This window comes from Planktothrix sp. PLAVEN19ND, assembly GCF_057220675.1.
This window is the reverse complement of record NZ_CM170132.1, coordinates 243,252-256,752: the sequence shown is the minus strand read 5'-3', so window position 1 is coordinate 256,752 and position 13,501 is coordinate 243,252. Positions and strand designations below refer to the sequence as shown.

The window sequence follows — 13,501 nt, the reverse complement described above, 5'->3', positions numbered from 1 at the left end:
GGTAGAAGTTACATGATAAGAAGGGTTTAGCGAAATGATCAAAGACGGTAACAAGGGAAAAACTCCAAGGATTAAAGTTGAACCCGTCGATTTTAAGGATAACTTGGTTTTATCAAAGCAATCAGAATCTTTAGAACCTTTAATTGAATTAAAAGGAGTGAGTAAAGCCTTTGGTTCGCAACGGATTTTAGATCGGGTTGATTTAACGATTTATCGGGGAGAAGCCTTGGGAATTATCGGCCCTTCAGGAACGGGAAAATCAACAATTTTGCGAATTATTGCCGGACTTTTGCCCCCCGATGAAGGGGAAGTTTATGTGTTAGGAAAAAAACGGCAAGGATGGGTAGATGATATTACTGATCCGATTGGAATTGCTATGGTATTTCAACAGGCGGCTTTATTTGATTCTTTAACGGTGACAGAAAATATCGGTTTTTTACTCTATCAACATACGAAATTACCTACTAAAAAAATCAGGGAATTAGTGAATGAGAAATTGGAAATGGTCGGGTTGCCTAATATTGGCGATCGCTATCCCGCCGAATTATCGGGAGGAATGCGAAAACGGGTGAGTTTTGCCCGGGCAATTATGCCAAATCCAGAAAATCCTCGGGAGACTCCAGAGGTGATTTTATATGACGAACCTACCGCCGGGTTAGATCCGATTGCATCAACGGTTATTGAAGATTTAATTAGGGATTTACAACATAGTGGAAAAGGTTGCAGTACCTATAGTATTGTGACCCATCAAGATAGTACGATTCGACGCACGGCGGATCGGATTGTTTTTTTATATCAAGGTTTAGTGCAATGGCAAGGAACAATTCAGGAAGCATTTACCACCGATAGCGCGATCGTAAAACAGTTTTTTAGTGGTAGTATTGATGGGCCGATTAAAGTGGCTAAATAATATATTAATGGGGATCACGGATTTAAGAAGATTTCACGGATTTCACGGATTTTAATCTGTCCCCCAATCAAGTCGAGGGCAGGGTTAATCTCCGTAATCCTCTTAAATCCTTGATAGATAATGGGGAGTAGACTTTTCCTCTTTATTAAGGATTTTCTAATAATAAAGCTCTAAAACCAGCTTGTATAAAATGAAGGTCAGCCGTTACTGCATTGATTAAACCTTTATCTGCCATAACAATAAATGAAATACAGTCTGTTAAACCCCAAGTTTTATCAGGGCGTGCTTGATAAAGTTGAAGCGCACGAGTTAGTAAATTTGTATCTACAGTAACAACATAAATATTGTCTGTCTGATAACATTGTTGAATAAATCTAACAGCCGGATTCCGATTAATAGCACTCAACGCATTAGCAACTTCCGTTAAAACTGCTTCTGTTACCCATACTTCATCTGCATTTCTAACGGGATTTAACCATTTTTTAGCTTGATCATGATACTGATCACGAGGATTTAATAAGGCTTGAATAAAAACCGTATCTAGCAGTAAACGGGAATTGCTCATTGAGAATTATCTGGATAACGTTTTGCTGTTCCATATAAGTAATGATCGTGATTGATTGACCAATCTGGAGGAGCCTCAACAGTTCCCGTTATTGATTCTAAGATATCCCAAGCATTTTGTTGATTTTGAACAAAAGTTATCTTTTGCTCGGTTTCTTTTTCGTGTTCTGTATTCCCTTCAGTATTCAAATAAGTTTGTAACCATTCTGCCAGTTGACGGACTTCAATAGCAGATAATTTTTGAATAGCCGCTTCAACTTCTGTTAGTGAATTCATCCTATTTTAGCGGTTAAGTAACAATTTGATTTTAACATTATTTCTCAATCCCTCGTTCCCTCGTTTCTAGGTTCTACCTAGAAATGCTAAAATGGTGGCTCTGCCACTCGTCAACAATAGAGGCGGAGCGTCAATCATAGCATTCCCAGGCTCCAGCCTGGAAACGAGAAAATAAATTAGTGCTTTTGCCTAGTTTTGACATATTGTGCCACCACCGGATTTAAACTAAAAAAAGTTATTTTTTCCCGCTCTTGTGTCTCCAATAAAAATCGCATACACAGGGATTTTATCGCATTAATTAAGTCGGAATTAGATAATTTTATTTTGTTTAATATTTCTGATAGGAGAACTCCTTCTGTTTCTTGGACAAGTTGAGTGATTACTGCAACTTCTTCTTCTGTTAATCTTCCTAATAGTTGCTCTAAACGCGATTGTAATGATTCATCTAAAAGGGGCATATCATATTCCAAAAAATCAGCAACTTTACTACTAAATAATTCTCGAATCAGGGCAGCGGTTATATTTAACCAGAGGGGGTTGCCTTGATAGGTATTAATCAGGGTTTCCCAGGTTTCTGTATCTAATAATTGATATGAGCTTAAAATCTCTTTCGCGCCTAGACCTAAACTCCCTAAAACTAAAGAATGAATAGGGGAATTTGATTTTTCTAATTCGGCAATTTCCCTAGGTTTTTCGGAACTAATTAACAGAAAACAACTATTATGATTAACTTCGGTGATTTGTTTAAAAAATAACTGATAATCTTCATAGCCTGATTTATATTGTCCAGCAAGTTGACCACTGCTAAAAAGTGCCTGCACGTCATCGAAAATAATTAGACATCGGTATTTTCGCAGATAATCGAGAGTTTGGGAAATTTTGGTTTCGATATTTTGGGGGATTTCTGATGATTCGGAGAAAATTTTCAGGATTTTGGAAAGATATTTTTCTAAGGTAGGGGAAAAGCGGAGACTCCGATAGATGATATAATCAAATTGGGTTTTGATTTGGTCAATTAGGTGAAGGGCAAGGGTGGTTTTGCCAATACCACTGATTCCTAGAAGTGCGATTAAGCGTGTACGATCTTGTGTTATCCAGTTTTCGAGGGTGGAGAGTTGGGGAGTGCGATCGAAAAAGCTGAATATTTCGGGTGCGTCGCCTAAGTCTATGTGGATTTGTTTGGGAGTTTGTTCGGGGTTTTGGGGAGATGTGGGCGATCGCGTTTTTTCTGGGCAAAAGTTGAGGTTATTAATCGCTACATGACCCTGACCAGATGAAAAATTGTAAATTTTACCACTGTCTAATATTAATCTAAAATTTGCCTTTGTCACGTTTTGACTCACTCCTTCTGAAAGAATTTTCCATAATACTGACCCTAAATTTCTAATATGACTGGTACTTAAGTAAACTTCTTCTGCAATTTCTGAGTACGTCCGATCTTGTAAAGTTCCACGTAAAATAGCTTCTTGCAGACAGTCCAGGTGTTCTCCTGTTTTTGCAAGGACTAGCTCATCCGCGAGTTTTAAGACTTCTGCGATGTCCATAGGTGAGAGATCTTACAATTTGAGTATTATAGTATTATATCGTATCTTTCGTACATTTCGGATAATTCAGATTTATTTTTCTGGGAAAGTCAGGATTTTTTGGATTGACAGGCTTTATATTGAATAGATAATCTTGTTTTAGTAGCTATAGCAATCCTAAATAGGTTGTAACATTTCAATACTGATATGAAATAGTCAGAAGTATTACCCCTATTCCCTATTTCCTGTTCCCTGTTCCCTTTTGATCAGGAATTTTGAACACAAATCAAATAGGATTGCTATAGTAATCAACCTAAGTTAGAAATCTAAACGTTTATGAGTGGAAAATGGGAACCAGCAGGAGATGGTGTTCACGAGTACCAAGACGAGACAGACCCTAAGCCTGATGGTACTTACACAATTTCAGTACGTCAAATAGGTCAATCAACCAGATACCCCCATGTAAACTTTGATTACAATCCAGAAACAGGTGATTTAACTTACAACCATACTTCCTTCAGCAAAAGAAATCGTAGTGGGATGAGAGAAGTTGTACAGACAGCCGTAGCATATTTGAAAGGTAAAGGAGTTTTATAAACGCGCATTAGCATATTCTTTTTCTACATCCAGCTAGTTTAAGTAATTTGGAGTGTGTTATGTCTGAAATAGTAAAATTCAGATTACCTGACGGTAATCAGATCACGGTGAAGTTGATAGATTTCGATAGAGACTTAGATCGCCGAGATGGGGGTGTCACGATAGAACCAGTTTCCGGTAATGCTAATTCTGTACATCACCATTCTTTTGAGGATAGAGATGGAAATTGGAACCTGCTGATTCGCGATCAAAACAATCAAAATATCATAGCCTATGTTCTGAACAAACGAAATGGTAGTTGGACTGAGAGAGCCCTTACAGATGCAGAGAAAAGGGCTAGATAAATAGCTAGTATACATCTAACAGGATGCGATCGCTCCCTCGAATCTACTATGCAATAGCCAAAAGGATGCGAGAGGGTGCAGGGGGCGATTCTTCTTCTTAATATCATTGATAATTTTAAATTGGAGTATAAATATGAGCGATATTAAGAAAAGATCCGTTCCGATTAGTCACATACTCGCAGCGTTTTTTTTCCCCCCGCTTGGCGTATTTTTGACGGTCGGGCTTGGCGCTCATTTTTGGATAAACCTGGTACTCACATTATTTTTTACCTGGATTCCGGGAGTTATCCACGCTTTTTGGCTGCTTTTTAATCACAATGCCTTAGTTAATAAAAATGAAGCTAAAACTTCTAGTCTTCCTAATCCTAATGAAATAAAATACCCGACTATTGACGAAAGTCAACTAAATGACGATCTAAGTTCAGCAGTAGGAATAGATTATCGAAACCTAAGAAATTTTCTAGCAGTTAAGGATTTTAAATCCGCTAATAAAGAAACTGAATCTATTTTCAAGGAGTTTTTCTTTATAGATATTGGAAGGGTTAGTGTTGACCCTGAGAGACCAAAAAGTATTCCTTGTACAGATATATGCACTATAGATAGACTCTGGGTAAAATATAGTAAAGGATATTTTGGTATTAGCGTTCAAGATGACATTTGGTCTGATATTTTCTTGAGTATGTACCTTAAGGAAAAAGATTTTGCTAATCGAGAAAAACTTGAAAAGACCGACGAACAACTTCGCCAACTTGCTTTGTTTGAAAGTTGGCGTAAATTCAATAACAAATTAGGGTGGAAATCAGACATAAAATATATTTATGATTTTTCAGCACCAAAAGGTCATTTACCAGTCCTATATCATCCTCATAGTAACAGTTGTTACTGTGCTATGACAGTCTTATTTGATCGACTTCGTAAATGTCTTGAGTAGAAAAAAGATACCTAGGCTCCGCAAACAAGTCGCCCAACTTAATCAAATGAATTCTATATAGCAATTTCTGCTCAAGAGTGAGGAAAATGCGATCGCCCTTCATTTTCCGAAGTGTGATCGCCCATCTTTCTTAAGCCTCAAACGGGTTAATTAATGTGAGTTCAGCAATCCACCGAAAATCGTCTATATTTCTTGTAACTAAAGTTATGCCATAAACCAAAGCTGTTGCCGCCATAATAGCATCCCCAAGAGTCATTCTCCTCATCTGTCGCAACGCCACTGCTTGATCAAGTACAGCGTTAGAAATCGGTAAAACCTCCACAACATCAAAAAACTCCTCAAAATACAATCTATAATCTTCAGTTAGTCGGTGATAGCCCAAGACTTCAACGTAACTTATTGCCGATACAACTATGTCATGTTCGCCAATAAACTGCCTAATTTGCGTGTTTTCTGATCGGGAAGCGTAGATAATAATATTACTATCAAGTAGCATTATCCATCCCTACTTGGAAGTGGACGATATCGCGCTTCACTTAATTTATCGACATCGACGCTTATTAGAAGCGGATAATCTCGATCGTGCATCGCGATCTCTGAAAACAAACATCAAATTCTCGAAAGAAGTTGGTTTGCCCAAGAATTAAGGGCATCTGAGAGGATTGTGCCCAGGCAAATGCTAGACGAACTGGTTCCAGATTCCCAATTTGAACATACACAAATACACCCCGCGCCTCAACCCTTGCAAGATTTCCAGTCAATGGCAAGCGGACAGTTTGTTCCTCCCAAATTGCACCCAATTGCACCCCTATGTCATAAGGTAATAGGTTGACCGCAGACCCAGTATCTAGCAGTGCATTCGCGGAGACAGAAAAGCCTGCATGACTCAGAGTGATGGGAATCGTGGGTAATGCTTCATCGTCAGAAAAGGGAAACTCGATTGTACTAGGCATGAGTAGATGCCTCTTGGTCATCCCGAATCATCTGCATCAGAATGTTTGCAGCTTCCGTTGCGTCGTAGGGCGACCAAACCGGATACTCTGATGCAGAAAAAATAACTTGTAATTCAGCCTTTGGGATTTGCACAGCTAGGAGTTTGAAGAGAGATAATTTGTCTGACTGGCTCAGATTGTTCACCAAAGGAATTAACTCAGCGAGAGACATGGTTTAAACTCCCAGACATACGATAATACATTTATCATAAGCGATTGAGCCTCTAGTGCAGCTTGGCAGAAATAACCCACCACTTGAAAAAAGGCAAAAAGCTGAATATACAAGGTTTCTTCCCTTCTGCCTTCTGCCTTATTGCACTGGGAGAGTAGCGATGTACAAAGACCCAATTTTGGAACAGATCCACAAGTACAGAGAAGAAGGCGATCGCACCAAGCGTCTTTAGTTAGTCGATGATAACCTAACACTTCAACGTAACTTATTGCCGATACAACTATGTCATGTTCGCCAATAAACTGCCTAATCTGTGCGTTTTCCAGTTGGGAAGCGTAAATAATAATATTACTATCCAGTAGCATTATTTATCCCTACTTGGAAGTGGACGATCTTGACGTAACTCTCGCTGCCATTTTACCGGATCGCTAATATCAGCACAGACATTACTTGCTGCAATTTTTTCCAATATTTCAACTGTTTTTTGGCGACGAAACTCAGCACTTAGACTCGATCTATCTTCTTGAAAAGTAACGTAAACTCTAATAGGGCGATCGCTCTGTTTGGGAACCTCCCGCGCCCATTCTAAAAGGTTGCCTTTCAATATAGCTTCATATATTCTCTGCATACCATCTCTCAACTATTTTTTTACTATTCTAACTCTTGAATGACTGTTTCGTCCCTGTCTTCCCCAAACGGTGATCGCACATTTCTATCTTCCCCAAAAATGTGATCGCACTCTGATCTTCTCCAAAATGCGATTAAACTTGACCAGGCAAATCCAACGCAATTAATAGAGCTTGATTCAGCAGAAGTATTGCTTCATCACTAAGTATTCCTCGTAAACTCAATAAACGAGATTTAGATAATACCCGTACTTGATCTGCCATAGCTATAGAATCGTTGGTTAATCCACCGTCGGGAGCTTTAATTAATACTTGAGTCGGATAAACTCGTTTACCAGTTTGATAAGTAGTGCAGGGAATAGCTAAAACTACAGGGCTATATGTATTGATTGTAGCTCGACTAACGATAATAACAGGACGGGTTCCTCCTTGTTCAGAACCCTCAACAGGTTCAAGTCGAGCATCATAGACTTCTCCCGGTGTTTATACTGAGGATTCCCCCAATTGCAACGCTTCCCAACTCGCTACCGCAAACTCAGCCTCCATCTGTAGCACTTGAGATTGATACTCTGGATCTTGTGTCATTTCAATCAGTGCTGCATCAATTTCTGATCGTTTATCCTGAGTTTGGGTTGTTACCCGATCGCGCATCAATGCTAACAATACTTCTAAAAGTTTTTGTTGCTCGTCAGGAGTGAGATTTTGAGCCTGACTCAGTACCTCGCTGTAAGTAGACATTATGCTTGATGTTGAGATTTTTTTTGTTGGTTGTTATTATAGCAATTTAGGATGGAGGGAAATGCGATCGCACTTCGTTTTCAAAAATGCGATCACCCTTCTTTTACCTAATCAAATGGATTTAATATACTTTTAAAAGGAAATACAAAAGTATGTTAGGATCTAAGAGGTATAAGTCCTGAAGATTTAACTCCATGACTCAATCACTACCAAAAAAAAGCCCACCTCGCGGCAGAATATTCCCAGAACACACCTTATCACCCGAAGCACTAGCTCGACGCAAAGCTGAACGCGAAGTATTTCATAAGCGTTGTCGAGCAATTTTTGAGCAAGTTCGCCCCGCTCTCATCGCAGAACACTATGGCTGGTATATTGCCATTGAACCTGACAGCGGCGACTATTTCATTGACAAAGATCAAGAAGTAGCTAGTCAAGAAGCACGTCATAAATACCCTGATGCCGTACATTGTATGTTTTGCTTAAATGAAAGTGGAGCTACTGGCAAAATATGATTCAGGGTACTTTTGGAAGTAGGGGTGAATTGTTTTTTGAAATTGATTTGATTACTGCTGATGGCTTAAATCTAACTGTGGAGGCAATGCTAGATACGGGATTTACAGAATTTCTGGCAATTAACAAACAAGATTTAGATGGTCTGGATTGGCAATTCATCCGGCAAAATGAAATGATCACAGCACAAGGAGAAAGCACTTTTGATGTTTATGCTGGCAAAATACTATTAGGTGAACAAGAATTCGAGATTCCAGTTTTTGCAGGTGATGAGATTCCTGAAGTTTTACTCGGTTCGAGATGGTTAACAATTTTGCCGTTAGCGGTGAATTTTTTGGCGGGAGTTCTCACATTGGGGTAATAACTGATTCTGTCAATCGATCTTGACGTAACTCTCGCTGCCATTTCACCGGATCACTAATATCAGCACAGACATTACTTGCTGCAATTTTTTCCAAGCATATCATCTCTCAACTATTTTTTTACTATTCTAACCCTTGAATAATTGTTTCGCCCCTTTCTTCCCCAAAGTGCGATCGCACATTTCTATCTTCCCCAAAATCTGGTAATGGTGCATCAAAATCATTACTTGTCCATATTTCTCCCCGGTGTAGTCCGGCTATTCGAGGTACATTTTGTTGAGAAATAGGAACTAGACGAGCCAACGGGTTATTACCATCTGTCAGTAAAATCTCTGTCCCTTCATTAACCAGGTGTAATAATTCTTGTACACTCATTTGTGCTACACTAATATCTACTATTTTTTGAACTGTGGTCATATTAAGTTACCATATTGTTACTATTATATCTCGATTGTAGTAAGCCCTTTAGGGCTAGGATGCGTGAACGCCTCACTACTTTAATATTTGCGTTCTTGGGGTTCAAATAGGGTAATTTTTACCGGACGATAGGCTAAATCAATACCCACCGGAGAATAATAAGCTAAAGTATGTTTTAGGAAGGTTTCATCATTGCGTTGAGGATAGTCTTCTCGACTATGGGCACCTCGACTTTCCTGACGATTTAAGGCAGAAGTTAAAATCATATTTCCCACGATCATCAGACTTTTTAACTCCAACGCTTCAATTAATTCCGTATTCCAACATTTGCCTTTATCATCTAAATAAATCCGTTGATAACGATTTTGCAATTCTTGAATTTGACTTAACCCTTCTTGCATAATATTATCAGTTCTAAACACACCACAATGAGCCGTCATGGCATCTTGGAACTCTTGGCGCAGTTTCCCAATTCTATAGTCTCCTGACTGATCTAATAACCCTTGTAATTGCGTTTGGGATTCTTTCAAATAACGCTGTTCATCAATTGTTGGTAACTTGCGATTTTGCACAAATTGGGCAATAGCCGCCCCGGTTCTTTTTCCATAAACCACACATTCTAATAAGGAATTACTGCCTAAACGATTGGCTCCATGTACCGACACACAGGCGGCTTCCCCTGCGGCAAATAAGCCATCCACAAAACTATCAATACCGCTTAAAACTTGCCCATTAATATTAGTCGGAATACCTCCCATAGAATAGTGAACTGTTGGACGCACAGGCATGGGTTCCACTGCCGCATCAATCCCTAATAAACGGTGGGCTTCTTCCCAACAAAAGGGAATCCGACTCATGATTTTTTCCCGTCCCAAATGTCGCAAATCTAAATAAACATAGGGCCCCCCCGCACTACCATCGGGGTGAATTCCCCGGCCTGCCCGCAGTTCTAAAGTAATCGCCCGAGAGGTAATATCTCTGGGTGCTAATTCCATCCGACTCGGGGCGTAGGTCGCCATGAACCGTTCCCCATTACTATTAATTAAATAGGCGCCTTCCCCCCGCACAGCCTCGGAAATTAATACCCCCACCGGATATAATCCCGTGGGATGGAACTGGACAAACTCCATATCTTGCAGGGGAACTCCCGCGATCGCCGACATTGCCAACCCGTCCCCCGTTGAAGCGTAATCATTGGAAGTGGTATTAAACGCCCGACCGTACCCCCCGGTGGCGAACATCACCGCCTTAGCCCGCACAACGGTTAACTGTCCGTCATTAATACGGAACATGACCACACCCTTCGCCTGTCCATCTTCTAAGATTAAGCGCAGGACGTACCATTCATCATAAATCTGCACACCATAGCGTCGCAGGTTGTTCACCAGTTCGTGTAAAATCGCATGACCAGTTTTATCGGCGGCGTAACAGGTGCGATTATGGGAATGGCCGCCGAAGGCGCGTTGAGCGATGCGACCATCGGGAAGACGGGAAAATAAGACGCCTAAATGTTCTAAATCAATAATGACATCCGGGGCTTCTTTGGCTAAAATTTCGACGGCATCTTGGTCAGCTAAATAGTCTGAACCCTTGACCGTATCAAAGGCGTGGGCTTCCCAACTATCACTTTCATCAATATTTTTTAAAGTAGCCGCAATACCCCCTTGGGCGGCCACGGAATGGGAGCGGATGGGGTGAGTTTTGGCAACAATGGCTATATTTAAGCTGGGGTTAGTCCGGGCAATTTCTACCGCCGCCCGACATCCTGCCAACCCGCCCCCAACAATAATCACATCATGTTCTAGCATCTTAATCAGTTATCAGTCATCAGTTAAGGAGTTATCAGTTAAGGAGTTATCAGTTAAGGAGTTATCAGTTAAGGAGTTATCAGCATAAGAGTTATCAGCATAAGAGTTAATCAATTAACTGTAAACTTCTTAACTATTAACTGATAACTGGTACGGGCGGGTTCTTTTAGATTTTTGTTAATCACCTAAATTTTGATGAACCCGCCCCTACACTGATAACTGATTTGTTTAGGAAGCCGGAAATTCAGCACGACTGGGTTCGTCTTCAATCAAGGGATCTACGGATAAAATTTCAATATGGTTAAATAAAGTGGTGACGAATGCAAAGAGCAGGAAAGGTAAAGACAGCACAACAATTAGGCCAACCGTCGCTAAAGCATAAATTTGACGGGTTGTACTCCACAGGGCTAGGGAAGTTGCTAAGGCGATAAAGATGACAATTAACCAAACGATGATTTGGCTATAGATATCGCCATAGGTTAGTGTGCATCGAATACGATACTTTTTCAGATCTTGCATTGGTTCTCTCTCGATAATATTACTTTAAACTTCCAGGTTAAAGGATTGATTCAATTTTGGAAAATTTCTCAACATTTTAATCACAGTTGTAATTTAACTTTACATTCTGTCAAACATTCGGCATCGAAAATACTCAATTCTTTATTCTTTCAGGGATTCTTAACATCTAACTTTAATTCTTATTGCTTAAGAGATATGAAATCACTTTACTTTCTTTGCTTTTTGACTTAGCAGAGCAAATTAAAATTTGTTATGGTAAACTCGATGAAGTATAAATCACAAGATTTAGAGAGCCTAGATTGGCAATTCATCAGACAAAATGAAATGAATGGGATTTAGGCTGAATATTATGGATGGGTTGGAATTATTGCAGCGAAAGGCAAAAGGAGAATGGAGTTTTAAAGGGGTGGATTTAAGAGGGGCAGATTTGCAAACTTGTGATCTAAGTAAGTTAGTCTTTATCGGGGCGGACTTGAGTGGGTCAAATCTCAGTTACGCAAATTTAAGTCGAGCTTCGTTGCGCGGGGCCAACTTAATGGGGGCGAATTTGAGTTATGCCATTTTGAAACAAACCAGTTTATATAGCACCCAAATGATGGGGGCAAATCTTTCCCATATTAATCTCAATGGAGCGAATTTAACTCAAGCTAATTTAAGTTATACTAATCTTTATCAAGCAGATTTAAGCGATGCAACTTTATATGAATGTAATTTAGAAAATGCCTGGTTAGTGGGGGCAGATTTACGGGATACCGATTTACACAAAGCCAATTTTAAAGCCGCTAATTTAACCGATGCTAACCTAACCGATGCCATCGGGTTTAATCATGAGGATGCCATGATTTACAATACGATTATGCCCAATGGTCAAGTCCTATTATCAATGTTTTGACACTCCCTGTGCCTAAAGGCGTGGGGATTCTTTGTTCATAGAGCCAACTTGCTCGAACAGGATTTCTCCAGCCCGAGTAGAGGTCGATTCTCCCAAAGCGTTGCTCATGTCTAGCATGAAAGTTCCCGTATGCCCTACGGTACTCAATCCTCGACTAAGGATATTTCTAGCTGCATTTTCATCTCTATCCATGACACAACCGCACCTACAAACATGGGTTCTAGTGGATAGCGTTTTCTTAACAATTTCACCGCAACTAGAGCAATATGAGCTGGTATATTGCGGATTTACCGCTACCGTGACTCTTTCAAATACTTTCCCAAAATATTCAATCCAGACCCGAAACTGATACCAAGATGCGTCATTAATAGACTTAGCTAAACAATGATTTTTTACCAGATTTTTAATTCTCAAATCTTCGTAGGCTATCAAGTCGTTAGACTGAACTACGCACCGTGCTAATTTCACAGCATGGTCTTTACGTTGCCTACTTATTTTGAGGTGGCGTTTCCCTAAAATCTGTCTAGCTTTGCCTCGATTTTTTGAACCTTTGACTTTTCGGGAAATCCGACGTTGTGAACGTTTAAGAACCTTTTGACCTTGACGGAGAAATTTAGGATTCTCAACCGTGACTCCATTTGAATCGGTGTAGTATTCCTTCAAGCCCACATCTAGTCCAATAGTATTTCCAGAAGGTTTTGTATTTTCTTTCCGGTCAACATCGACACAGAATTGAACATACACGCCGTCTGCACGTTTTACTAACCTCACCCGTTTTATTTGGCTAATTTGGTAAAAGTGTAAGTCGCGTGTGCCTTTTAACTTGAGTTCACCAATATTTTTTTTATCGGTAAACTTTATGGATTTTCTGTTATCTGCAAGTTTCCAACCCGTTGATTTATACTCAACAGAACGACAGTTTTTCTGGAATTGGGGATATCCTTTTTTACCAGGAATTGACTTTTTGCAGTTCTCGTAAAAACGACTAATAGCAGACCAGGCTCGTTCAGCACTAGATTGTCTGGCTTGAGAGTTGAGTTCATTAGCAAACGGAAAATTCTTAGCAAGCACGGCGCAATATTTGTTTAAATCGTACTTATCTATTTTTTTATGATCCATCCAATAGCGTAAACAGCTATTGCGGACAAATTGTGCTGTACGAATTGCTTCCTTTACTGCTTCAATCTGACTGGCTTTTCCGTAAGTTTTGAACTCAAACACTAACATTGCCTTACCTCTAGCCTGATTTCTTATCCTATATTTTTGGGCACAAGATTGGTTGATATTGCAACAAAGGTTTACAATAAAAAGCCTAAGTAG

19 protein-coding genes and 1 pseudogene are annotated in these 13,501 nt (G+C 39.8%); 7 read left to right on the top strand and 13 right to left on the bottom strand.

Annotation, left to right across the window (positions count from 1 at the left end; genetic code table 11):
* The first annotated feature begins 34 nt into the window (after positions 1–34).
* The gene (locus tag AC2D3N_RS01150) at positions 35–910 is read left to right on the top strand and encodes an ABC transporter ATP-binding protein (protein ID WP_484692534.1); all 876 of its coding nucleotides are present in this window, start codon (positions 35–37) and stop codon (positions 908–910) included.
* Between the two features lie 145 nt (positions 911–1,055).
* Here the strand turns inward: AC2D3N_RS01150 and AC2D3N_RS01145 are convergent, their stop codons facing one another.
* The 3 genes from AC2D3N_RS01145 to AC2D3N_RS01135 all read right to left on the bottom strand — a co-directional run bounded on the left by AC2D3N_RS01145 (position 1,056) and on the right by AC2D3N_RS01135 (position 3,294).
* Positions 1,056–1,475, bottom strand: a complete 420-nt coding sequence (locus tag AC2D3N_RS01145) for a type II toxin-antitoxin system VapC family toxin (RefSeq protein ID WP_079679883.1) — start codon at positions 1,473–1,475, stop codon at positions 1,056–1,058.
* Positions 1,472–1,750, bottom strand: a complete 279-nt coding sequence (locus tag AC2D3N_RS01140; protein ID WP_156090665.1) for a hypothetical protein — start codon at positions 1,748–1,750, stop codon at positions 1,472–1,474. The genes AC2D3N_RS01145 and AC2D3N_RS01140 overlap by 4 nt, the downstream gene beginning before the upstream one ends.
* 176 nt (positions 1,751–1,926) lie before the next feature.
* The gene (locus AC2D3N_RS01135) at positions 1,927–3,294 is read right to left on the bottom strand and encodes a helix-turn-helix domain-containing protein (RefSeq protein WP_484692533.1); all 1,368 of its coding nucleotides are present in this window, start codon (positions 3,292–3,294) and stop codon (positions 1,927–1,929) included.
* Between the two features lie 315 nt (positions 3,295–3,609).
* Here AC2D3N_RS01135 and AC2D3N_RS01130 point away from each other — a divergent pair, with 315 nt between their 5' ends.
* From AC2D3N_RS01130 to AC2D3N_RS01120, 3 genes are all read left to right on the top strand, one after another.
* Positions 3,610–3,870, top strand: coding sequence for a hypothetical protein (locus AC2D3N_RS01130; RefSeq protein WP_484692532.1), 261 nt, complete (start codon positions 3,610–3,612; stop codon positions 3,868–3,870).
* 59 nt (positions 3,871–3,929) lie between these two features.
* Entirely contained in the window at positions 3,930–4,214 is a 285-nt protein-coding gene (locus AC2D3N_RS01125) for a hypothetical protein (protein ID WP_484692531.1), read from the top strand.
* A 133-nt stretch (positions 4,215–4,347) separates the two neighbouring features.
* Positions 4,348–5,145, top strand: a complete 798-nt coding sequence (locus tag AC2D3N_RS01120) for a YqaE/Pmp3 family membrane protein (RefSeq protein WP_484692530.1) — start codon at positions 4,348–4,350, stop codon at positions 5,143–5,145.
* 130 nt (positions 5,146–5,275) lie between these two features.
* Here the strand turns inward: AC2D3N_RS01120 and AC2D3N_RS01115 are convergent, their stop codons facing one another.
* From AC2D3N_RS01115 to AC2D3N_RS01090, 6 genes and pseudogenes are all read right to left on the bottom strand, one after another.
* A complete protein-coding gene (locus AC2D3N_RS01115) occupies positions 5,276–5,641 on the bottom strand; it encodes a type II toxin-antitoxin system VapC family toxin (protein WP_484692529.1) in 366 nt (121 codons plus the stop codon).
* Positions 5,642–5,705: 64 nt separating this feature from the next.
* Positions 5,706–6,098: a pepsin/retropepsin-like aspartic protease family protein gene (locus AC2D3N_RS01110; RefSeq protein ID WP_484692528.1), complete on the bottom strand. Its 393-nt coding sequence runs from the start codon at positions 6,096–6,098 to the stop codon at positions 5,706–5,708.
* Entirely contained in the window at positions 6,091–6,309 is a 219-nt protein-coding gene (locus AC2D3N_RS01105) for a hypothetical protein (RefSeq protein WP_027255377.1), read from the bottom strand. Before AC2D3N_RS01105 ends, AC2D3N_RS01110 begins: the two co-directional genes overlap by 8 nt.
* 364 nt (positions 6,310–6,673) lie before the next feature.
* Positions 6,674–6,937 carry a hypothetical protein gene (locus AC2D3N_RS01100; RefSeq protein WP_484692527.1) on the bottom strand — a complete coding sequence of 88 codons (264 nt, stop codon included), beginning with the start codon at positions 6,935–6,937 and terminating at the stop codon, positions 6,674–6,676.
* A 133-nt stretch (positions 6,938–7,070) separates the two neighbouring features.
* Positions 7,071–7,403: pseudogene (locus tag AC2D3N_RS01095) on the bottom strand (type II toxin-antitoxin system PemK/MazF family toxin); the annotation flags it as partial.
* Between the two features lie 15 nt (positions 7,404–7,418).
* Entirely contained in the window at positions 7,419–7,673 is a 255-nt protein-coding gene (locus AC2D3N_RS01090) for a hypothetical protein (protein WP_484692526.1), read from the bottom strand.
* Positions 7,674–7,867: 194 nt separating this feature from the next.
* Here AC2D3N_RS01090 and AC2D3N_RS01085 point away from each other — a divergent pair, with 194 nt between their 5' ends.
* Both AC2D3N_RS01085 and AC2D3N_RS01080 read left to right on the top strand, forming a co-directional pair.
* Positions 7,868–8,185 carry a hypothetical protein gene (locus AC2D3N_RS01085; protein WP_484692525.1) on the top strand — a complete coding sequence of 106 codons (318 nt, stop codon included), beginning with the start codon at positions 7,868–7,870 and terminating at the stop codon, positions 8,183–8,185.
* Complete coding sequence (locus AC2D3N_RS01080; protein ID WP_484692524.1) at positions 8,182–8,544, top strand: aspartyl protease; 363 nt, start codon at positions 8,182–8,184, stop codon at positions 8,542–8,544. Before AC2D3N_RS01085 ends, AC2D3N_RS01080 begins: the two co-directional genes overlap by 4 nt.
* Before the next feature lie 124 nt (positions 8,545–8,668).
* Here the strand turns inward: AC2D3N_RS01080 and AC2D3N_RS01075 are convergent, their stop codons facing one another.
* The 3 genes from AC2D3N_RS01075 to AC2D3N_RS01065 form a co-directional block, all read right to left on the bottom strand.
* A complete protein-coding gene (locus AC2D3N_RS01075; protein WP_200816787.1) occupies positions 8,669–8,962 on the bottom strand; it encodes a type II toxin-antitoxin system Phd/YefM family antitoxin in 294 nt (97 codons plus the stop codon).
* A gap of 80 nt (positions 8,963–9,042) precedes the next feature.
* On the bottom strand, positions 9,043–10,770 hold the full coding sequence (locus tag AC2D3N_RS01070) for a succinate dehydrogenase/fumarate reductase flavoprotein subunit (protein WP_484692523.1): 1,728 nt from the start codon (positions 10,768–10,770) through the stop codon (positions 9,043–9,045).
* 228 nt (positions 10,771–10,998) lie between these two features.
* On the bottom strand, positions 10,999–11,289 hold the full coding sequence (locus AC2D3N_RS01065; protein ID WP_079677063.1) for a hypothetical protein: 291 nt from the start codon (positions 11,287–11,289) through the stop codon (positions 10,999–11,001).
* Positions 11,290–11,638: 349 nt separating this feature from the next.
* On the opposite strand from AC2D3N_RS01065, the gene AC2D3N_RS01060 reads away from it, so the two are divergent.
* Entirely contained in the window at positions 11,639–12,181 is a 543-nt protein-coding gene (locus AC2D3N_RS01060; protein ID WP_079677062.1) for a pentapeptide repeat-containing protein, read from the top strand.
* A gap of 12 nt (positions 12,182–12,193) precedes the next feature.
* On the opposite strand, the gene AC2D3N_RS01055 is transcribed toward AC2D3N_RS01060, so the two are convergent.
* Positions 12,194–13,408 carry an RNA-guided endonuclease InsQ/TnpB family protein gene (locus AC2D3N_RS01055; protein ID WP_484692522.1) on the bottom strand — a complete coding sequence of 405 codons (1,215 nt, stop codon included), beginning with the start codon at positions 13,406–13,408 and terminating at the stop codon, positions 12,194–12,196.
* Positions 13,409–13,501: the final 93 nt, after the last annotated feature.